Raw genomic sequence first — 17,985 nt, 5'->3', positions numbered from 1 at the left:
TGGCTTACCCCTTGGTTACACAGTTTTCGCCTACGGTCGAATTCCCGTAGTTGTATTTGCCGACGATATTGGTGAACAGCTTCGGATCGACGGTCGAGAAATAACGCACCGCAACCTTCTCGCTCGGACGCGCGACATCTGCGTACACGTCCATGCTGAGGTTCTCGTGACCGTCCTTCACCTTCTTCACCCACGCGTCGAATTCGCCTTGCGACATGGCGAGCGCGCGGAACTTCATGTCGGAGAAACCGGCGCCGCTGTAGTTGGCGGAGATGCCCGCGTAGTCGCCTTCGTGATCGGCGATCAGATGCAGCTTGGTCTGCATACCGGCCATCGCGTAGATCTGGCCACCGAGTTGCGGGATGAAGAACGAGTTCATCACCGAATCCGACGTGATCTTGAAGTTGACCGGCGTGCCGACCGGAAACGCGATCTGATTGACCGTCGCGATGCCGAGATCCGGATACACGAACAGCCATTTCCAGTCGAGCGCGACGACTTCGACATTGATCGGCTTCACGTTCGATTCGAGCGGTTTGTACGGATCGAGCTCGTGCGTGGTCTTCCAGGTGAGGATGCCGAGGAACAGGATGATGAGCGTCGGAATCGTCCAGATGGCGACTTCGATGCCAGTGGAGTGCGACCATTTCGGCGCATACGTGGCGTTCTTGTTGGACGCACGGTAGCGCCAGGCCACGAAGAGGGTGAGCAGGATCACCGGGATTACGACGATCAACATTGCGTAGACCGACGTGGCGATCAGCGAGACTTCGGCCTTGCCGATTGCGCCCTTGGAGTTCAACACTTCAAGATTGCATCCCGACAGGCAAAGACTGGCCATCAACCCCGATAACAATGGTCTTGTTAGCCGTGGAGTATTTTCATTCATTGCATTCGCTGGTTGTTTGGATCGAAGCGTCCCGGGCAGAACGCCGTTACGTGGCTTTCGCCGCGACCGGATCATGCCATGCGCGATTTAGCGAGATGTTGCGAAATGTTGAGATTCGAATAACAAAACACGAATTGCGACACCGTGACGCGCGAAGTGCGCGAATTGAACGAGGCGGTACAAAATGCGCAAGCGGCAATGCGTCGCAGTTTGTTGATAAATGATCCGGAGTGCGCACGAAACGCCGCACGCATGACGATTGTCAACGCGCGACCGATCCGCTTCTTTTCCGATCACGACGCTCGGAGATACCCTTGCGACGAAGTATTTCTATGAGCGATCGAACATGAATCGAGATCAGGCCGAACTGGCCGCAGTGACGGCTTGCCTCACGCACGAATTTTCACCTTTGGTCATTCGTGGCCGCAGCGTGCTGCCTATCGTGCAGGGCGGCATGGGCGTGGGCATTTCCGCGCATCGGCTGGCGGGCAGCGTGGCGCGCGAGGGCGCAGTGGGGACGATTGCGAGTATCGACTTGCGGCATCATCATCCCGATCTGCTTGCCTTCTGCAAGGACGATGCAACGCGCGAGAACCTGGAGCGCGCGAATCTGGTCGCGCTGGAACGCGAGATTCGCGCGGCGCGTGAGTTGTCGCAAGGGCGCGGCATGATCGCCGTGAACGTGATGAAAGCCGTGGCTGCACACGCCGACTATGTGCGCGTCGCGTGCGAGCAGGGCGCGGACGCCATTGTGATGGGCGCGGGTTTGCCGCTCGATCTGCCCGATCTCACGCAAGGTCACGATATCGCGCTGATCCCAATTCTTTCCGATAGCCGGGGCGTCGCGCTCGTGCTGAAGAAGTGGATGAAGAAAGGCCGCTTGCCCGATGCCATCGTGATCGAACATCCGGCGCACGCGGGCGGCCATCTCGGCGTCACCGATGTCGCGGACATGGGCAACGAACGCTTCGAATTTGCGCGCGTGCTGCGCGAACTGGACACCGTGTTCGAAACGCTCGGCATCGCGCGGGCGGATGTGCCGGTGATCGTCGGCGGCGGGATCAACAGTCACGAAGCGCTGCGTGCGGCGCTCGTGGCGGGCGCGAATGGCGTGCAGATCGGCACACCGTTCGCCGTCACCGAAGAGGGTGACGCGCATCCCGAATTCAAGCGCGTGCTCACGGAAGCCGCGCCTGAAGATATCGTCGAATTTGTCAGCGTGACGGGCTTGCCCGCGCGCGCGGTGAAAACGCCGTGGCTGATGCGCTATCTCAAGAACGAAGACCGTATCCGCACCAAGATCGGCGCGCGCAAACAGCCTTGCGCGCAGGCGCTCGAATGTCTGAGCGTGTGCGGCTTGCGCGACGGCATCGAAAAGTTTGGTCACTTTTGTATCGATACGCGACTGTCAGCAGCGCTGCGTGGCGATGTCGGCAACGGTCTGTTCTTCCGCGGACGTGAAGCGCTGCCGTTCGGCACGGCGATTCGCAGCGTGCGCGAGTTGATCGCGTTGCTGCTCACGGGCGCTGAAACAGCGCATTGCGCGTCGTAACATGTGAGTTCGGAACATGGCCGATAGGCGCGCAGCCAATGCGCGCCTACGCTATCTGACATTCAAGGAGCATCGCCATGTCGAAGAAATTTCCGCTCAATCCGACTCATCCCGAACGCAATTGCTGGGGCTGCGATCACTATTGCGGCACCGACAATATGCGCTGCGGCAACGGATCGAGCCGCACGCAGCATCCGATGGAACTGCTCGGCGAAGATTGGTATGAACACGGCGACTGGGGTCTGGACGTTGCCGAAGGCGCGAAGTCAGTCGTGCCTTCAGCGCCTCAACGCTGATATCTCGTCGATATTCTTCTGCGCCTGGCGCGCCATGCCCGCGTCACCACTCGATACATCCCTCAACCGCGTCCAATAACGAATCGCTGCTGCGTAATCGCGCCGGTCCGCCGCCGCCGATGCCGCCAGCGCCAGCGCTTTCGGATGATCCGGGTCGATGGCCAGCGCCGCATCGATATTCGCTTGCGGCGCGCCGCTCAAGTCGCCATTTTTCGCGCTGGCGAGCGCATCGGCGTAATCGGCCAGCAGGTCGGCGTTGCGCGGATTCAGTAGCAGCGCGCGATGGTATGCGGCGGCGGCATCGTCGGGACGTTCGAGCACGGCGTAGGAACGCGCGAGCATCGCCCAGCCGGTGGCGTCGTTCGGATTGCGGCGCAGACGTGCGGCAAGACGGCTCACCATCAGTTCAAGCGATGCAGGCGAATTCGCGTGTTCGCCGCTTATCGTATTTTCCAAAGCCAGCGCCGCCGGATTGCCGATCCGCATATACAACATGATCGCCGCCGATGGCACCAGCGCGATCAACAGTCCCGCCAGCGCGGCGTGACGGCGTTGCGCGCTCAGCAAAGGCACGGTGACGCAGCCGACGGCCACCAGCATCATCCCCGCCGCAATTAACCAGAACGCGATCATGCCGTGCGCCTCGCACGACGAATGGCGCGCGTCATCGCGATCGCGCCGAGCGCCAGCGCGATCAACGGACCGAACCACAGCGCCCACGTCAGCGGCTTCATCGGCGGTCGATACAGCACGAAATCGCCGTATCGGCTTGTCATGTACGAGCGGATCTCGTCGTCTGCCGCGCCCGCTGCCACCTGTTCGCGGATGCGCGCGCGCAGTTCGGCGGCGAGCGGCGCGGCGGAATCCGCGAGACTCTGGTTCTGGCAGACGACGCAGCGAAAACTCTCGTCGAGATGCCGGATGCGGCTGGCGTCGGATTCGTCCGCCGCGTGCGCGCTCGATGCGGCCAAAGCCAACGCGCAACTCATTGCGATGCGCTTATTCATTCACCGTCTCCCGTTGCAGCCGCGCGACCAGCGGCAGAATCACCGTATCGAGCGATGCCTGCGTCAGCGGTCCCGCCTGCCGATACCGCACCACGCCGCCGCGATCGATCACGAAGGTTTCCGGCACGCCATACACGCCATAGTCGATACCCGTACGCCCGTCGCGATCGACAAGCGTCGCCCGATACGGATTGCCCGCCTGCGCGAGCCATTGCAGCGCCGGTTCGGCATCGTCCTGATAGTCGAGTCCGTAGACCGGCGCGATGCCTTTCGCGGCGAACTTCATCAGCAGCGGATGCTCGTCGCGGCACGCTTCGCACCATGACGCCCAGACGTTGAGCACCCAGACTTGTCCGTGCATCGCGCGGGAGGAAATCGTCGTATGCGCGGCATCGAGCCGGGGAAGTTCGAACGCGGGCGCGGGTTTGCCGATCAAAGCGGACGGCAGGCGGCGCGGATCGTGACGCAGACCGGCGGCGAGCAGCGCCACCAGCGCGGCCATCACGATGATCGGAATAAGGAAGCGTTTCATCGTCCGGTTCCGATTTGCACGCGGGCCGTGGCAGCCGCAACGACGCGTTTTCTTGACGTCGCGGCCAGCAGACCGCCCGCCGCCATCAGCACGCATCCGGCCCAGATCCAGCGCACGAACGGCTTGATCTGGATGCGCAGCGTCCATGCGTCGTCGCCTGCGGGCTGATCCATCGCGACGTAAAGATCGCGCAGAATGCCGTGATCGATCGCGGCTTCGGTGGTCTGCGTGTCGGAGACGTCGAAGCTGCGCTTTTCGGGAAGCAGCGTGGCGATGCTCTTGCCGCTGCGGCTGACGTCGATAATCGCGCGCATCGCCCGATAATTCGGCCCGGTGATTTCGCGTACGCCATCCAGCCGGAACCGATAACCGCCGACTTCCACGCTTTCGCCGCGCGCCAACCGCGCATCCTGTTCGACCGGATAGCCCTTCACCAGCGTCACGCCGACGATAAACACGCCCACGCCCGCATGCGCCAGCCACATGCCGACAATGGTGCGCGTCACACGCTTCGAACGCAGCCGGTCAACCAGGCTCAGCGCGACGGTGGCGAACGTCCATACCGCGAGCGCCATGCCGAGACCGACCAGCGACATTGGCCAAATGAACGCGGTCGCGATGCTCACGAGCGCGGCCCAGCGCAGGCGCATCGCGAGTTCGGGCAGGCGCGCGGACTTCCATCGCGCGAGCGGCGCGATGCCCATCAGAAAGATCGCAGGCGTCATGATCGGCACGAACACGCTGTCGAAATAGGGCGCGCCGACGGAAATCTTGTCGAGGCCGAGCGCGTCGAGCGCCATCGGATAAAGCGTGCCGAGCATGACGGACGCCGCCGCCACCAGCAACAGCAGGTTGTTCGATAACAACAGCGACTCGCGCGAACACGCATCGAACCCGACGTTCGATGCCAGACGCGGCGCACGCCACGCGAAAAGCGCGAGCGCGCCGCCCGCGAACAGCGCCAAGAGCGCGAGAATGAAAACGCCGCGCGCCGGATCGGACGCGAATCCATGCACCGATGTGACCACGCCCGAACGCACCAGAAACGTTCCGAGCAGCGACAGCGAAAACGTGCAGATGGCGAGCAGCGCGCTCCACGCCCCGAACGCGCCGCGCTTGGCGGTGGCGGTCAGCGAATGGATCAGCGCCGTGCCCGCGAGCCATGGCATGAACGAGGCGTTCTCCACCGGGTCCCAGAACCACCATCCGCCCCAGCCGAGTTCGTAGTACGCCCAGCCGCTGCCGAGCATGATGCCGAGCGTCAAAAAGGTCCACGCCGCGAGCGTCCAGGCGCGTGCGGTGCGGGCCCAGTTGGCGTTGGATAGCTCGGGTGGATCGGATAACAGCGCAGCAATGGCGAACGCGAACGCCACCGAAAAGCCCACGTAACCCATATAAAGAATCGGCGGATGCGCGACCATGCCGGGGTCTTGCAGCAGCGGATTGAGACCACGGCCGTCCATCGCGGGCGGCAGCAGGCGATCGAAGGGATCGGAGGTGAGCAGCATGAACAGCAGAAAGCCCGCATCGATCCAGCTCATCACGGCGAGCACGCGCGCCTTCATGGCAAGCGTGATCGACTGCCCGGACAACGAGACGGCGAGCATCCACAGCGTGAGCAGCGCGGCCCACAGCAGCAGCGATCCTTCGTGTCCGCCCCACACCGCCGTCAGCCGATACACCGCCGGCAACGCGGAATGCGAGTTCTGCGCGACATAGATAAGCGAGAAATCGTTCGATACGAACGACCACGCGAGACACGCCACCGACATCATCACGAAGCCGCATTGCGCGATGGCCGAAGGCACGGCGACTCGCATCCATCGCTGGATTTTCCATTGCGCGCCGAGCATCGGCAGGATGCCTGCGGCGACGGCGAGCACGAAAGCTGTGATCAGCGCAAAGTGGCCGAGTTCGGGGATCATCGGCGGGCCTCTCGCAGCGCTTGTGCGGCCTGCGGCGGTTGATATTTTTCGTCGTGTTTGGCGAGCACTTCATCGGCGTGAAAACGGCCATCGCTGCCAACTTTGCCTTGCGCGACGACACCGCTGCCTTCGCGAAACAGATCGGGCAGCGCTCCTTCGAATACGACCGGAATCGACGCCCGCTGATCCGCGACGACGAAGCGCACCGTGCGTTGATCGGCATCGCGGACGAGCGAGCCGGGCACGACGAGTCCGCCCAAACGAACCCGCGACGACGTATGCGATGCAAGCTCGCTCGGGCCGACAAAGAACATCACGTTGGCGCGAAACGCATTGAGCACGAACGCGCAAACGAGCGCCACGCTCGCTACGCCCGCCGCGATCAGCGCGGCTCTGCGATGGCGCGCTTTCATCGTCGGGCCTCCCTGCGCACGAACCATGCTTCTGCGCCGAGCAGCAGGAAGGTGACCGCAAGTGCGGCACTCAAAATCGGATTGTCGATCAACATATTGAGCACGTTCATGCGGCTCGCTCCTCAAGCGTCGTCACCGCATCGTCGATACCGGAACGCATGCGCGTTCGCATGATCGTACGCACGCGCGTCAGCGCGATCGCCGCCGTGTACGCCCAGAATCCCGCCGCCGTCACGACGATGCCCCACACCATCGACGCGCTCATCGACACACCGCTGCCGAAGGACATCGACGGTCCCTGATGCAGCGTGTACCACCATTGCACCGAAAAATAGATCACCGGAATATTGACGACGCCGACCAGCGCGAGCACGCAACAGGCGCGATCCGCGCGCTGCGTGCCGTCGATTGCCGCATGCAGCGACAGAAAGCCCGCGTAGAGAAACAGCAGAATCAGTTCGGAGGTGAGGCGTGCGTCCCACACCCACCACGTGCCCCACGTCGGCTTGCCCCACAGCGCGCCCGTGATGAGCGATATGGCCGTGAACAGCGCGCCGGTCGGCGCGAGCGCGAGCGCCATCATCGGCGCGAGGCGGGCGTTCAGCGCGAGATGCAGCGCGCAGTACGCGGCCATGACGACGTAGATAAACATGGACATCCACGAGGCCGGGACGTGGACGAACATGATGCGATAGATGTCGCGTTGCAGTGCATCGGCGGGAGCGATTGCCAGGCCGATGAACATGCCGCCTGCGATCAGCAGCACCGCGGCGGCTGCGAACCACGGCGTCAGTCGCGCGGCGAGCCGTTCGAAGCGCGGCGGTGAGGCGTAGCGGTAGAGCGATCGTCGGGACATGCGGTTACTCCTATTCCATCGAAATGCGCAGCGCGGCGGCGCTTGCAAGCGGACATAGCCACAACGCCGCGACCAGCGCAGCCGCGAGCAGCGAGAAGTTCGCCTGCGACCACGCGCCGATTGCGGCGGAATCGGCTGCGCCGACGCCGAACACCAGCACGGGCACATAGAGCGGCAACACCAGTAAACCGAGCACGACCTGACCGCCGCGCACGCCGACGGTGAGCGCCGCGCCCATCGAACCGATCAGACTGAGCAGCGGCGTGCCGATCAAAAGCGACATCATCAGCTTCACAATGGTCGATGAATCCAGCCCATATTCGAGCGCGACAAAAGGCGCGAGCGCCGTCAGCGCCAGCCCGTTCACCAGCCAGTGCGCGATGATCTTCGCCAGCACGATTGCCGCGAGCGGTTGCGGCGACACCAGCATTTGCTCCAGCACGCCGCTGGCGAAGTCATGCCCGAAAAGCTGTCCCGCCGACAACAAAGCCGCGAACAGCGCCGTCACCCACAACACGCCGGGCGCAATCGCGCGCAATAACGTTGCATCCGGTCCGATGCCAAGCGGAAACAGGCTCGCGGCCAGCACGAAGAACATCAGCACGCCGAGCGTCGCGGTGCGCGAACGGCGCGTCACGATCAGCTCGCGGCGGATCACCTGAAGCATCACGCGCAACATGGCGCGCTCCGCGTGAGATGCAGACGGCGCGTACGCGCGGCATCGGATTCGATCGGGCGATGCGTGGCGGCGATCACGGTGCCGCCCGTGTTCAAATGTGCGTCGATGCAGGCGGTGAACCACGCGGCGGCGGAATCGTCGAGGGCGTCAGTGGGTTCGTCGAGCAGCCAGAGCGGTTTGTTCGAACAGATCACGCGCGCCAGTGCGACGCGTCGGCGTTGGCCTTGCGATAGCCGATTCACGTGCAGCGAGCCGAGCGCGGTGAGGCCGGCGGCATCGAGCACGTCGGGTTTCAGCACCGAACGCGCATCCAGCGATGCCGCGAAGCGCAGGTTTTCGAGCACGGTCAGTTCGCCGCTGATGCCATCCGTGTGGCCGAGAAACGCGAGGTCGCGTCGATAGCGCGCCGGATTCGCGCGCACCGGCACGCCCTGCCACGCCAGCGCGCCCGACGACAACGGCAGCAAGCCCGCGAGCGCGGCGATCAGCGTGCTCTTGCCGCTGCCATTCGCGCCGTGAATCACGAGCGCGTGACCGGCGTCGGCGTAAAGGCTCACGCCGGCCACGATGGTCCTGCCGCCGCGCATCACTTCGAGTCGCGTTGCGCTGAGCATCGGCTCTCCTGTGAATCGATGCAGCCGCTCATGGCTTCGCGTCAGCGGCAGGCTCGCCCGCATCGGCGCGCGACATTTCCGGCAACTGATGCGCAATGCCCTTGTGACAATCAATGCACGTTTTCTCGCCCGTCTCCAGATACTTCTGATGCGCGTTCTGCGCGCGCGGACTTTGCCGCGTGAAATCCATGTACTCGAAGGAATGGCAGTTGCGGCATTCGAGCGAATCGTTCGCCTTGAAACGCGCCCATTCGTGCTGCGCGAGTTCCAGCCGCTTGTCGAGGAACTTCTCGCGCGTGTCCACCACGCCGAAGATCTTCGCCCACACTTCCTTCGATGCCTGCATCTTCCGCGCAATCTTGTTGGTCCACGCATGCGGCACATGACAGTCCGAACACTTCGCATGTACACCTGTGCGATTGCTGTAGTGAATCGTGCTCTTCAACTCTGCGTAAGTGTTGTCGCGCATCTCATGACAGCCCGTACAGAACGCTTCGGTGTTCGTCAACTCCATCGCAGTGTTGAAGGCGCCCCAAAACACTACGCCCGCGATAAAGCCGCCCAACGTCAGAAAACCCAGGCTGTAATAGAGGCTCGGACGCCGGATAGTGGTCCAGTAGCGCTTGATCAGATCGCGCAATGCGTGCATGGCGTGCTTCAACGTGACTTGGGTTGAGTGGGCGAGGACAGCGGCCGGATATCTTCGACCGACTGAAACGTGTTGCCGACCAGCGGTTTCGCATCGGCTTGCGGCACGTGGCACTGCGTGCAGAAATAGCGCCTCGGCGACAAATGCCCCGACACCTCACCCGCCCGGTCGATGTAATGCGACACCGCCACCGGCACCGCGCCGCTTTCCTCCGCGCGGCTGCGCGCGTGGCAGGCGAGGCACTTGTTGGCATTGCGATCGAGTTGATAGTTGTCGATCTTGTGCGGAATGGTCGGCGGCTGCTGCGCGTAGTTCAGGCCGCGAATCACGTCCTTGTTTTCCGTCGGCGCGATCAGCGGCGGTTTCGCTTCCTCGTCGATGGGCGTGGTCCCACGGAGGTTGTCATGGAAAGGCACCGCAGGCACAACGGGTTGTGCGAACACGGTGAACGCCAGCAACGAGGCCAGCAAAATTGCGAGAAGTGTCAGCGTGCGCATGGCATCACACTCGTACGATTTTGACCGCACACTTTTTGAAATCGGTCTGGAATGAAATGGGATCGGTGGCGTCGAGCGTCACTTTATTGATGAGCTGGCTCGAATCGAACCACGGCACGAATACCAAACCGCGCGGCGGCTTGTCGCGTCCGCGTGTTTCCACGCGTGTGCGGATATAGCCGCGCCGCGACATCACCTTGACTTCGACGCCGCGCCTCAAGCCCAGCGCCTTTGCATCGTCGGGATGCATGAAGCACACGGCGTTCGGAAACGCGCGATACAACTCGGGCACGCGACGGGTCATCGAACCGGAATGCCAGTGTTCGAGCACGCGTCCGGTCGATAACCAGAACGGGTATTCCTTGTCCGGCACTTCGGGCGGCGGCTCGTAAGGCAGCGCCCAGATATTGGCTCGGCCGTCCGGATTGCCGTAGAACTGCCAGCCCGTGCCCGCCTTCACGTACGGGTCCGAGCCTTCCTTGTAGCGCCTGAGCGTTTCCTTGCCGTTGACCACCGGCCAGCGCAGCCCGCGCGCCTGGTGATAGCTGTCGAAAGGCGCGAGATCGTGACCGTGGCCGCGCCCGAAGCTCGCGTACTCTTCGAACAGACCTTTCTGCACATAGAAGCCGAACGCCTTCGCCTCGTCATTGCGATACTTCGCGTCTTCCTGCGAGGCCGGAAACTTATCCACCTGGCCGTTTTTGTAGAGCACGTCGTACAGCGTCTTGCCCTTGTACTCCGGCTTTTTCGCGATCAACTCAGCAGGCCAGACTTCCTCGACCTTGAAGCGCTTCGAAAACTCGATCAGTTGCCACAAGTCGGAACGCGCATCGCCGGGAGCGGCGACGAGCTGATGCCAGAACTGCGTGCGGCGCTCGGCGTTGCCATAACCGCCTTCTTTTTCGACCCACATCGCGGTCGGCAGAATCAGATCGGCGGCGACGGCGGTGACGGTCGGATAGACATCGGAGACCACGATGAAATTCGCCGGATTGCGATACCCCGGATAGCCTTCGTTATGCAGATTCGCGCCCGCCTGCATATTGTTGTTGCACATCACCCAATAGGCGTTGAGCTTGCCGTCGTGGAGCATGCGGTTCTGTACGACGGCGTGGAAACCCGGCTTGTCGGGAATGGTGCCGGCCGGCAACTTCCAGATGGTCTCCGCTTCCTCGCGATGCTTCGGGTTGGTCACCACCATATCCGCCGGCAGCCGATGCGAAAACGTGCCTACTTCCCGCGCCGTGCCGCACGCCGACGGCTGGCCCGTCAGCGAGAACGGACTGTTGCCCGGCGTCGCGATCTTGCCGGTCAGCAGATGCAGGTTGTAGATCATGTTGTTCGCCCACGTGCCGCGCGTGTGCTGATTGAAACCCATGGTCCAGAACGACACGACGCGCGTCTTCGGATTGGCGTAGATCTCGGCGAGCGCATCGAGTTTTGCCTTCGATACACCCGTGAGTTTGGTCACATAAGCCGCGTCGTACTTCGAAACGAACTTCGCGTATTCATCGAAGGTGATGGGCTGCGAGCCGTTGGCATCGCCCGCATTTTTCGCGGCTTTTTGCAGCGGATGATCCGGCCGCAAGCCATAGCCGATATCCGTGTTGCCCTTCTTGAAGTTCGTATGCTTGTTGATGAAATCGCGATTCACGCGCCCCGACTTGATGATGCTGTTCGCGATGTAATTCATGATCGCGAGATCGGTCTGCGGCGTGAATACGATGGTTTCATCGGCGAGATCGAAGGAGCGGTGCTCGAACGTGGAGAGCGTGACCACGCGCACGTTCGGGGCGGCCAGGCGATGCGCGGTCACACGCGACCATAGCACCGGGTGCATCTCCGCCATATTCGATCCCCACAGCACGAAAGCATCGGTTTCCTCGATGTCGTCGTAGCAGCCCATCGGCTCGTCCATGCCGAAGGTGCGCATAAAACCGGTCACCGCCGACGCCATGCAGTGGCGCGCGTTCGGATCGAGATTGTTGGTGCGAAAGCCCGCCTTCATCAGCTTGACGGCGGCGTAGCCTTCCCAGATGGTCCATTGCCCGGAGCCGAACATGCCGACGGCGTTCGGTCCCTTGTCCTTCAGCACGCGCTTGAATTGCTTCGCCATTTCGTCGAAGGCGGCGTTCCACGAGACCGGCGCGAATTCGCCGTCTTTGTCGAACTTGCCGTCTTTCATGCGCATGAGCGGCGTGGTGAGCCGGTCCTGACCGTACATGATCTTCGACAGAAAATAGCCCTTTACGCAGTTGAGACCGCGATTGACTTCGGCTTGCGGATCGGCCTGCGTGGCGACGACCTGATTCGCCTTCACGCCGACCAGCACGCCGCAGCCGGTGCCGCAAAAGCGGCAGGGCGCTTTCGACCAGACGAGGTCGTCGGCCGCGGCGGCGTTCGCCTGCATGCCTTCGATACCCGGCAGCGTGATATTGGCGGACGCGGCGGCAGTCGCAGCGGCCGTTTGTTTAATAAATGCGCGTCGGCTGAGTTTCATTTTGCGATTTCAGTTTCATCGGGTTGTGGTTCGATCGACTCGCCATGCTGATAAACCAGCGCGACACTGGCGACATGAGGAATGGCCTGCGCCGCACTCAATTGCTCGGCAATATGCGACGAGCGCTCACCTTCAAAAGTGAGCACGATCTTTCCGTCGTGACTTGCGCCATGAATTTGCGCGCCGGGTAATGTTTCGAGTGCGTGAATGACGTCATCGAGTGATTCAACACGCGCATAAACGACCACGCCGGCAATATGAAACTCGCAGCCTTCGTTATTGACGGGCATGTCGATCATTCCCCGTTCATCGATTGATTTTGGTAACGCTGATGCTTTAATGATGCGGCGGACCACCGATCAATATTTGATAAAACCACACGATGAATCCATAAACCGCGATCAGCGCAACAGTCAATACCGGCACCATCACAACGGTCAGAAAGAGGATACTGCGGGTTTCCTCCGTTTTACGCGTGTCAGTGTTTTCGGTCATGGCGTGAGATGAAATGACGCATGCAGAAACGCTTGTCCAATGTCAAAGCTGTATCCATTGTTTGGATAGGGAATGACGTTTTTCAAGGCGAACTTGGCGACGAAAAGCTTCGCCGATTGCAACGGCATGCTAATTAACACGTGGTTTCGATTCCAAATGATCGTGGGCTTTGCGTTTCACCATTTGAACCGAAAGCCGATGAATTCGCCTTGATCATTAGCAAGTGCTTACGCCTTGCTTGCATCGAAATGCAAAGAAGTGAAACGCCGTATTCACGAAAGGCGCGGCATTTTTCGAATTACTCTGACGGTGTCATGCGCGACGCCTGCCTACACTTCGGGCAATTCACAACACGCGTGACTTCTTATGTCTACCAAGCTCGAATTCGAATCGCCAGAAGGCCGCCTTTCGCTGAGCATTGCCGATGCTCAGTTCATGGCCTACGACGCTGGCGAAGCATGTCTGCGCTCGCCGCGCCGCCTGATCGAACGGATGCGGGCGATGGGGCTGGGCGACCTGGCCGAGCATCACGCGCGTTTGCTGGCGCAGAACAAGGTCACGGTGATGGAACTGCGCGAAGCCCGTGACGACGCCGAAGCGCTGCTCGCATGCGGCGAACCTTTCGTCGATACCATCAGCCCGCGTCTGGACGTATTGCGCGATCTGATTACGCGCACGCAGATTGATATGCGCGAAAGCGTCGATCGTTTGGCGGCGCTTTCCGCTTCGTGCCATCGCGCATTGAGCCAGCTTCCGGGCTATCAGCCGCCTTCGTTTCCGCAGTAATCGAGCTTGGTCTCGCGCCTGGTCTCGTGAGATGACGCGTGCATCGGTTCCCGCCGATGCACGTCGTGCGTGACAAACCCGGCTTCGTGGCTCGGCATCTCGAACCACTTCGGACGCCCGAACGAGCGCCGGATATCCTCCAGCCCACTCGCCCAATGTTCCAGCATGGTGTCCGTGCTGAACTCGTAGTCTTTGTAATTCCCTTCGAAGTACTTGTCCTTGTAGATCAGATGGACGATGTTCAGCGTTCCCGTCCGCGCGATGGCTTCGGCCTCGCGCAGCAGCGGATTGGCGCGACGCGCGTCTTCGGGCATGTACTGCAACATCTCCTCGATAATCCGCGCCTGCCGGTGATGCAGCGCGACGAAATCGGTAATGGCGCGCGTGCGGCTGGAATATTGAATGTCCTTGGTCCGCTCGGCGACGTCGAGCAAGTCGCCTGGCAGCGTGCCTTTGGCGTTCCACAAATCGACCTGAAACACGAGCGTGTTCTTGTGCCGCCCTTCGCTGATGATTTCGCTCAGCGGCGTATTCGAGACCAGTCCGCCGTCCCAGTAAAACTCACCATCGATTTCCACAGCGGGAAAACCCGGCGGCAACGCGCCCGACGCCATGAAATGTTCGGGCGAGAGCCGAGTCTTGCGGTTATCGAAATAGACGAGATTGCCGGTGCGCACGTTCACTGCGCCGACGGTCACATGCGCGGGACCGTTGTTGATGCGGTCGAAGTCCGCGAACTCGAGCAGGGTTTGGCGCAACGCGGTGGTGTCGTAAAAGCTGACAGCGTTCGGCGAGCGTTCGCTGCTGATACCGAGCAGCGGCAAATCGATACGCGGCGCAAAGAAGCCGCGTTGCCCGGCGATCAGCGAATGCGTGGCCGCCCACAGACTCGACACGGTGCGCGCGTAATTGCCGAAGCCGAAAGCCGCCGGCAACATCGCGCCCATTTGAGCGAAGACATCCGCTGGTTCGCAGATGGTGTCCCAGAAACCGCGCAGCGCCGCCACGCGATTCTCGGGCGCATTGCCCGCAACAATGGCTGTGTTCAGCGCGCCGATGGAAATGCCGGAAATGGACGTCGGCTCGACGCCCGCTTCCATCAGCCCTTCCACGACGCCGGCCTGATAAGAACCTAGCGCGCCGCCGCCCTGCAACACCAGACCGATGCGGTCGTAAGCAGAAAGGTCGATATGATTCGGCTGCTCGGGAGAATTGCGTTCACTGCGGCGCATGGCGGCTTCCCCTTACTGCATGAACCAGCCGTGGCTCGCCACGATGGACTGACCTGTGAGCGCGTTCGTCTCGAAGCCCGCGAGGAAGGCAACCACATTCGCGATGTCGTCAACCGTGGTGAATTCGCCATCGACGGTATCTTTCAGCATGACGTTTTTCACGACGTCCGCTTCCGACATACCGAGCGCCTTCGCCTGCTCCGGAATCTGCTTTTCGACCAGCGGCGTGCGTACGAAGCCGGGACACACTACGTTCGCGCGCACCTTATGCGCCGCGCCTTCCTTGGCGACGACCTTCGCCAATCCGAGCAAACCGTGCTTCGCGGTCACATACGGCGCTTTCAGTTTCGAGCCTTCGTGCGAATGCACCGAGCCCATATAAATGATCGAGCCGCCGCGACCCGACTGATACATATGTTTGAGCGCCGCCTTGGTGGTGAGAAACGCGCCGTCCAGATGAATGGCGAGCATGCGTTTCCACTCGTCGAGCGAAAATTCTTCGACCGGCTTGACGATCTGAATCCCCGCGTTCGATACCAGCACATCGATCGCGCCGAGCTTCGCCACCGTCTCTTCGATACCCGCGTTCACATCGTTTTCACTGGTGACGTCCATCGAAACCGCAATGGCCTTGCCGCCTTTCGCGACGATATCCGATGCGACTGCCTGCGCGTTCTGCATATTCAAATCTGCGATCACCACGGCCGCGCCTTGCTCCGCGAGCTTGCGCGCCGTTTGTTCACCAATACCGCTCGCTGCGCCCGTGACGAGCGCGACCTTATCTTTCAGTGCCATGTTTTTTCCCAACGAATGATTTAACGATTGACGAGCTTGCGCGCTTCGTCCGATGCCAGATAGTCGTGCGCCACTTCACCGATATCCAGCGTGAGATTGGCGATCACATGTTTTGCGCGCAGCACGCGGCGCACCGGCAAATCCGCAACGGGCGCGAGCGCATGCGCATGAAGTTCGAGCGCGCCGGGGCCCTCCCATGCGCCGAGCACGGTCACGTCGCGCATGAAGAAGCGCACGAGTTCGCAGATGCGCGCGCTGCCGTCCACATGCGGAATGATCTTGAGCAGATAGTTCGGCGTATCACTGAGGCCGGCGCGTTCGGTTTCGTGATCGAGCGATGTGTACTTGTAGCCCATCGTGCCGGTGGCCACGCGCTGACCGCTGTAGTCGAGCGTGCCGACCAGTGTGTCCGTCCCGCCGACGAACAGCTTCGGCGAGGCAAGCTTCTTCGGAAAGCCCCAGATTTCGCGACCGCCCGCGATCGGCCCTTCGTCGTCGAGAAACATGCAATGCGTATAGGCCGCCGCGCGCCCGTCCATGTCGATGACGGGAATGACCTGACCGCTTTCCGTGTAATTGCCGAAGCCGGACGTGTCAGGCATACGAATGAATTCGTAATTGACGATGGGCTTCTCGACCCTCAGCGGCTCGGGCACGATAGCGCGCACGGCGTCGAGATCCGTCTCGTAGCTGATGATGAAGTATTCGCGATTGAGAAAGCGGAACGGCGGGCGCGGGTAAGCCGGCCGGTACATCGGCATGGCGAACGCATGCTGGCGGATCTCGTCTTCTTTCATGAAAGGGTATCGTCCTTGGTTGAGACGATACCCATTTTATTTGGAATACCTAACAAATAAGGCAGCGAAACGCGGCATGCTCAGCAAATCGGATATGTCTTAGCGGGATGGCCGAATTCATCCGCTTGCTCAGCCGCCCGAATACTTCCGCAGCAGCGCGCTGACATCGATTTGATTGCCTTGAAGCATCAAGATGCGCGCATTCAACACGAGGTTTTCGAGCACGAGCAACGCAGTGCTGAGCATATAAGTAAGGTTGACGTCGCCGGAATCGAGGCCGCTTGCCTGCAAGGCGTGATGACGTTCGAGAAGTGAGGTGACGACGAGCGTGCGCAGCTCGGGTTCGCCGAAGGGCAGGTCGCCGTAATCGACCGGATCGTCCCGTTCGAGTTCTTCCAGCAACCCCGTCAATTCGCTGATGGTCACTTCCATGGCTTCTCCGGCTTCGGTGGGCGTGGTCGGTGAACAGCGTTTTCATCTTGCCATGTTCGCGTGCAAAACAAAATGACAATTAACGTGATCGTGCAGCGGCGCGTACACTGAATGCAACTTACGCAATATTTATCGATGGCCAAGCGAACGCCCGAGCCGTGGTATCACCCGCCGCAAGAGGAAGTCTGCGCGTTGTGCGGACGTCCGGTGCAGTCTGCCGAACGCGACCTGCATCATCTGGTGCCGAAGTCGCAGGGCGGACGGCAGACGGCGGTGCTGCATCGGATTTGTCATCGTCAACTGCATGCGTTGTTCACCGAGAAGGAACTCGCGCAGCAGTATTCCACCGTCGATGCGCTGCTCGCGCACGACGCGGTGCGCGGTTTCGTTGATTGGGTGAAGACGAAGCCGAATGGCTTTCACGAGCGCACGCGGCGCGCCGCGAGAAAACGCTAGCGATAGCTAAAGGGTTAAAGGCTGCGCACCTGCGGCATCGGCGATAAAGACGTCATGGCGCAAGCCAGTTCCGCGCGATACGCCGACATGCCGAAGCGCTGCATGATGAAGTTTTCGACCACCGCGCGCAGATCGCGCTCACGCGGCCGCGTACCCCAACGGCTGTTGCCCGCCACCGATGCAATCGCGAACCACGAATGCGGCGGGAACAACTCCACACGCAACATGCCGCGTTCGAGAATTCTGAGCCGCCCCGTATCGATATGAAATTCGGCGCTGACCGCGCCGTCGGGCATCTCGATATTCACCGTCATCGCCTTCGCATTCATGGTCTCACTCTCAGTGTGTATGTGCTGCGCCGGACTGCATTTCCCCACCGGCTCCTACGCTGTTAGAATTCGCCGCTTTTCAAAACCAGCGAGCGTTTTTTGTCTGTCATGCGACTACCTTAAAGCGCCTGCCGTTTGCCGAAAAGTCCCGCTGAAGGAGGGAGCAAATCGGGTGGCTGCATGCTCTTCGGAAGTCGCGAAAGTCGCGGACGTTGCCCTGTCGCACGTCGTGTGCCACGTCCGCACGATCGATC

The 17,985-nt window shown here is 61.3% G+C and carries 23 protein-coding genes; 4 read left to right on the top strand and 19 right to left on the bottom strand.

The annotated features are described in order from the left end of the window. Window positions 1–4 precede the first annotated feature (4 nt). Window positions 5–889 (bottom strand): ubiquinol oxidase subunit II, encoded by an 885-nt coding sequence (gene cyoA / locus P7F28_RS31150; protein ID WP_277189081.1) that lies wholly within the window; start codon window positions 887–889, stop codon window positions 5–7. A 346-nt stretch (window positions 890–1,235) separates the two neighbouring features. Here cyoA and P7F28_RS31145 point away from each other — a divergent pair, with 346 nt between their 5' ends. Further along, window positions 1,236–2,441 carry a nitronate monooxygenase family protein gene (locus P7F28_RS31145; RefSeq protein WP_277189079.1) on the top strand — a complete coding sequence of 402 codons (1,206 nt, stop codon included), beginning with the start codon at window positions 1,236–1,238 and terminating at the stop codon, window positions 2,439–2,441. Window positions 2,442–2,518: 77 nt separating this feature from the next. Continuing rightward, window positions 2,519–2,737, top strand: a complete 219-nt coding sequence (locus P7F28_RS31140; protein ID WP_277189077.1) for a DUF3079 domain-containing protein — start codon at window positions 2,519–2,521, stop codon at window positions 2,735–2,737. Here P7F28_RS31140 and P7F28_RS31135 read toward each other — a convergent pair. The 13 genes from P7F28_RS31135 to P7F28_RS31075 form a co-directional block, all read right to left on the bottom strand. Next, window positions 2,720–3,370 (bottom strand): c-type cytochrome biogenesis protein, encoded by a 651-nt coding sequence (locus P7F28_RS31135; protein WP_277189075.1) that lies wholly within the window; start codon window positions 3,368–3,370, stop codon window positions 2,720–2,722. The two genes, P7F28_RS31140 and P7F28_RS31135, sit on opposite strands and share 18 nt — an antisense overlap. Then, window positions 3,367–3,744 carry a cytochrome c-type biogenesis protein CcmH gene (locus P7F28_RS31130; RefSeq protein ID WP_306806096.1) on the bottom strand — a complete coding sequence of 126 codons (378 nt, stop codon included), beginning with the start codon at window positions 3,742–3,744 and terminating at the stop codon, window positions 3,367–3,369. Before P7F28_RS31130 ends, P7F28_RS31135 begins: the two co-directional genes overlap by 4 nt. After that, window positions 3,737–4,276 carry a DsbE family thiol:disulfide interchange protein gene (locus P7F28_RS31125; protein ID WP_277189073.1) on the bottom strand — a complete coding sequence of 180 codons (540 nt, stop codon included), beginning with the start codon at window positions 4,274–4,276 and terminating at the stop codon, window positions 3,737–3,739. Before P7F28_RS31125 ends, P7F28_RS31130 begins: the two co-directional genes overlap by 8 nt. After that, a complete protein-coding gene (locus P7F28_RS31120) occupies window positions 4,273–6,201 on the bottom strand; it encodes a heme lyase CcmF/NrfE family subunit (RefSeq protein ID WP_277189072.1) in 1,929 nt (642 codons plus the stop codon). Before P7F28_RS31120 ends, P7F28_RS31125 begins: the two co-directional genes overlap by 4 nt. Then, the gene (gene ccmE, locus P7F28_RS31115) at window positions 6,198–6,614 is read right to left on the bottom strand and encodes a cytochrome c maturation protein CcmE (protein ID WP_277189070.1); all 417 of its coding nucleotides are present in this window, start codon (window positions 6,612–6,614) and stop codon (window positions 6,198–6,200) included. The genes P7F28_RS31120 and ccmE overlap by 4 nt, the downstream gene beginning before the upstream one ends. A gap of 106 nt (window positions 6,615–6,720) precedes the next feature. Beyond that, window positions 6,721–7,470, bottom strand: a complete 750-nt coding sequence (gene ccmC / locus P7F28_RS31110) for a heme ABC transporter permease CcmC (RefSeq protein ID WP_277189068.1) — start codon at window positions 7,468–7,470, stop codon at window positions 6,721–6,723. A 10-nt stretch (window positions 7,471–7,480) separates the two neighbouring features. After that, window positions 7,481–8,149, bottom strand: coding sequence for a heme exporter protein CcmB (ccmB, locus tag P7F28_RS31105; RefSeq protein ID WP_277189066.1), 669 nt, complete (start codon window positions 8,147–8,149; stop codon window positions 7,481–7,483). Further along, window positions 8,137–8,763, bottom strand: a complete 627-nt coding sequence (gene ccmA, locus P7F28_RS31100) for a heme ABC exporter ATP-binding protein CcmA (RefSeq protein ID WP_277189065.1) — start codon at window positions 8,761–8,763, stop codon at window positions 8,137–8,139. The genes ccmB and ccmA overlap by 13 nt, the downstream gene beginning before the upstream one ends. Before the next feature lie 28 nt (window positions 8,764–8,791). After that, window positions 8,792–9,412 (bottom strand): cytochrome c3 family protein, encoded by a 621-nt coding sequence (locus P7F28_RS31095; RefSeq protein WP_370467446.1) that lies wholly within the window; start codon window positions 9,410–9,412, stop codon window positions 8,792–8,794. A gap of 8 nt (window positions 9,413–9,420) precedes the next feature. Further along, window positions 9,421–9,909 (bottom strand): nitrate reductase cytochrome c-type subunit, encoded by a 489-nt coding sequence (locus P7F28_RS31090; protein ID WP_277189063.1) that lies wholly within the window; start codon window positions 9,907–9,909, stop codon window positions 9,421–9,423. Between the two features lie 4 nt (window positions 9,910–9,913). After that, entirely contained in the window at window positions 9,914–12,409 is a 2,496-nt protein-coding gene (napA, locus tag P7F28_RS31085) for a periplasmic nitrate reductase subunit alpha (RefSeq protein WP_277189061.1), read from the bottom strand. Continuing rightward, window positions 12,406–12,708 (bottom strand): chaperone NapD, encoded by a 303-nt coding sequence (locus P7F28_RS31080; protein ID WP_277189059.1) that lies wholly within the window; start codon window positions 12,706–12,708, stop codon window positions 12,406–12,408. Before P7F28_RS31080 ends, napA begins: the two co-directional genes overlap by 4 nt. A 37-nt stretch (window positions 12,709–12,745) precedes the next feature. Beyond that, window positions 12,746–12,904: a periplasmic nitrate reductase, NapE protein gene (locus P7F28_RS31075; protein WP_277189057.1), complete on the bottom strand. Its 159-nt coding sequence runs from the start codon at window positions 12,902–12,904 to the stop codon at window positions 12,746–12,748. Between the two features lie 366 nt (window positions 12,905–13,270). Between P7F28_RS31075 and P7F28_RS31070 the strand changes: the two genes are divergently transcribed. Next, window positions 13,271–13,690, top strand: a complete 420-nt coding sequence (locus tag P7F28_RS31070; protein WP_277189055.1) for a hypothetical protein — start codon at window positions 13,271–13,273, stop codon at window positions 13,688–13,690. Here the strand turns inward: P7F28_RS31070 and P7F28_RS31065 are convergent. The 4 genes from P7F28_RS31065 to P7F28_RS31050 all read right to left on the bottom strand — a co-directional run bounded on the left by P7F28_RS31065 (window position 13,666) and on the right by P7F28_RS31050 (window position 16,946). Further along, on the bottom strand, window positions 13,666–14,922 hold the full coding sequence (locus tag P7F28_RS31065) for a patatin-like phospholipase family protein (protein WP_277189053.1): 1,257 nt from the start codon (window positions 14,920–14,922) through the stop codon (window positions 13,666–13,668). The two genes, P7F28_RS31070 and P7F28_RS31065, sit on opposite strands and share 25 nt — an antisense overlap. Before the next feature lie 12 nt (window positions 14,923–14,934). Beyond that, complete coding sequence (locus tag P7F28_RS31060) at window positions 14,935–15,717, bottom strand: 3-hydroxybutyrate dehydrogenase (RefSeq protein ID WP_277189051.1); 783 nt, start codon at window positions 15,715–15,717, stop codon at window positions 14,935–14,937. A 20-nt stretch (window positions 15,718–15,737) separates the two neighbouring features. After that, on the bottom strand, window positions 15,738–16,514 hold the full coding sequence (locus tag P7F28_RS31055) for an acetoacetate decarboxylase (protein WP_277189049.1): 777 nt from the start codon (window positions 16,512–16,514) through the stop codon (window positions 15,738–15,740). A gap of 129 nt (window positions 16,515–16,643) precedes the next feature. Next, window positions 16,644–16,946, bottom strand: coding sequence for a hypothetical protein (locus P7F28_RS31050; protein ID WP_277189047.1), 303 nt, complete (start codon window positions 16,944–16,946; stop codon window positions 16,644–16,646). A 135-nt stretch (window positions 16,947–17,081) separates the two neighbouring features. Between P7F28_RS31050 and P7F28_RS31045 the strand changes: the two genes are divergently transcribed. Further along, the gene (locus P7F28_RS31045; RefSeq protein WP_277189045.1) at window positions 17,082–17,402 is read left to right on the top strand and encodes an HNH endonuclease; all 321 of its coding nucleotides are present in this window, start codon (window positions 17,082–17,084) and stop codon (window positions 17,400–17,402) included. 14 nt (window positions 17,403–17,416) lie between these two features. Here the strand turns inward: P7F28_RS31045 and P7F28_RS31040 are convergent, their stop codons facing one another. After that, entirely contained in the window at window positions 17,417–17,731 is a 315-nt protein-coding gene (locus P7F28_RS31040) for a hypothetical protein (protein ID WP_277189043.1), read from the bottom strand. Window positions 17,732–17,985: the final 254 nt, after the last annotated feature.

Origin of the sequence: Caballeronia sp. BR00000012568055 (genome assembly GCF_029439455.1) — a bacterium.
Classification (GTDB): domain Bacteria; phylum Pseudomonadota; class Gammaproteobacteria; order Burkholderiales; family Burkholderiaceae; genus Caballeronia.
Note: the sequence above shows the minus strand (reverse complement) of the source record. Positions and strands in the feature narration are given on the sequence as shown.

What these genes read in the sequence shown, in the direction of transcription:
- cyoA (WP_277189081.1), bottom strand. Translation starts at nt 889, where the DNA reads ATGAATGAAAATACTCCACGGCTAACAAGACCATTGTTATCGGGGTTG.
- P7F28_RS31145 (WP_277189079.1), top strand. Translation starts at nt 1,236, where the DNA reads ATGAATCGAGATCAGGCCGAACTGGCCGCAGTGACGGCTTGCCTCACG.
- P7F28_RS31140 (WP_277189077.1), top strand. Translation starts at nt 2,519, where the DNA reads ATGTCGAAGAAATTTCCGCTCAATCCGACTCATCCCGAACGCAATTGC.
- P7F28_RS31135 (WP_277189075.1), bottom strand. Translation starts at nt 3,370, where the DNA reads ATGATCGCGTTCTGGTTAATTGCGGCGGGGATGATGCTGGTGGCCGTC.
- P7F28_RS31130 (WP_306806096.1), bottom strand. Translation starts at nt 3,744, where the DNA reads ATGAATAAGCGCATCGCAATGAGTTGCGCGTTGGCTTTGGCCGCATCG.
- P7F28_RS31125 (WP_277189073.1), bottom strand. Translation starts at nt 4,276, where the DNA reads ATGAAACGCTTCCTTATTCCGATCATCGTGATGGCCGCGCTGGTGGCG.
- P7F28_RS31120 (WP_277189072.1), bottom strand. Translation starts at nt 6,201, where the DNA reads ATGATCCCCGAACTCGGCCACTTTGCGCTGATCACAGCTTTCGTGCTC.
- ccmE (WP_277189070.1), bottom strand. Translation starts at nt 6,614, where the DNA reads ATGAAAGCGCGCCATCGCAGAGCCGCGCTGATCGCGGCGGGCGTAGCG.
- ccmC (WP_277189068.1), bottom strand. Translation starts at nt 7,470, where the DNA reads ATGTCCCGACGATCGCTCTACCGCTACGCCTCACCGCCGCGCTTCGAA.
- ccmB (WP_277189066.1), bottom strand. Translation starts at nt 8,149, where the DNA reads ATGTTGCGCGTGATGCTTCAGGTGATCCGCCGCGAGCTGATCGTGACG.
- ccmA (WP_277189065.1), bottom strand. Translation starts at nt 8,763, where the DNA reads ATGCTCAGCGCAACGCGACTCGAAGTGATGCGCGGCGGCAGGACCATC.
- P7F28_RS31095 (WP_370467446.1), bottom strand. Translation starts at nt 9,412, where the DNA reads ATGCACGCATTGCGCGATCTGATCAAGCGCTACTGGACCACTATCCGG.
- P7F28_RS31090 (WP_277189063.1), bottom strand. Translation starts at nt 9,909, where the DNA reads ATGCGCACGCTGACACTTCTCGCAATTTTGCTGGCCTCGTTGCTGGCG.
- napA (WP_277189061.1), bottom strand. Translation starts at nt 12,409, where the DNA reads ATGAAACTCAGCCGACGCGCATTTATTAAACAAACGGCCGCTGCGACT.
- P7F28_RS31080 (WP_277189059.1), bottom strand. Translation starts at nt 12,708, where the DNA reads ATGATCGACATGCCCGTCAATAACGAAGGCTGCGAGTTTCATATTGCC.
- P7F28_RS31075 (WP_277189057.1), bottom strand. Translation starts at nt 12,904, where the DNA reads ATGACCGAAAACACTGACACGCGTAAAACGGAGGAAACCCGCAGTATC.
- P7F28_RS31070 (WP_277189055.1), top strand. Translation starts at nt 13,271, where the DNA reads ATGTCTACCAAGCTCGAATTCGAATCGCCAGAAGGCCGCCTTTCGCTG.
- P7F28_RS31065 (WP_277189053.1), bottom strand. Translation starts at nt 14,922, where the DNA reads ATGCGCCGCAGTGAACGCAATTCTCCCGAGCAGCCGAATCATATCGAC.
- P7F28_RS31060 (WP_277189051.1), bottom strand. Translation starts at nt 15,717, where the DNA reads ATGGCACTGAAAGATAAGGTCGCGCTCGTCACGGGCGCAGCGAGCGGT.
- P7F28_RS31055 (WP_277189049.1), bottom strand. Translation starts at nt 16,514, where the DNA reads ATGAAAGAAGACGAGATCCGCCAGCATGCGTTCGCCATGCCGATGTAC.
- P7F28_RS31050 (WP_277189047.1), bottom strand. Translation starts at nt 16,946, where the DNA reads ATGGAAGTGACCATCAGCGAATTGACGGGGTTGCTGGAAGAACTCGAA.
- P7F28_RS31045 (WP_277189045.1), top strand. Translation starts at nt 17,082, where the DNA reads ATGGCCAAGCGAACGCCCGAGCCGTGGTATCACCCGCCGCAAGAGGAA.
- P7F28_RS31040 (WP_277189043.1), bottom strand. Translation starts at nt 17,731, where the DNA reads ATGAATGCGAAGGCGATGACGGTGAATATCGAGATGCCCGACGGCGCG.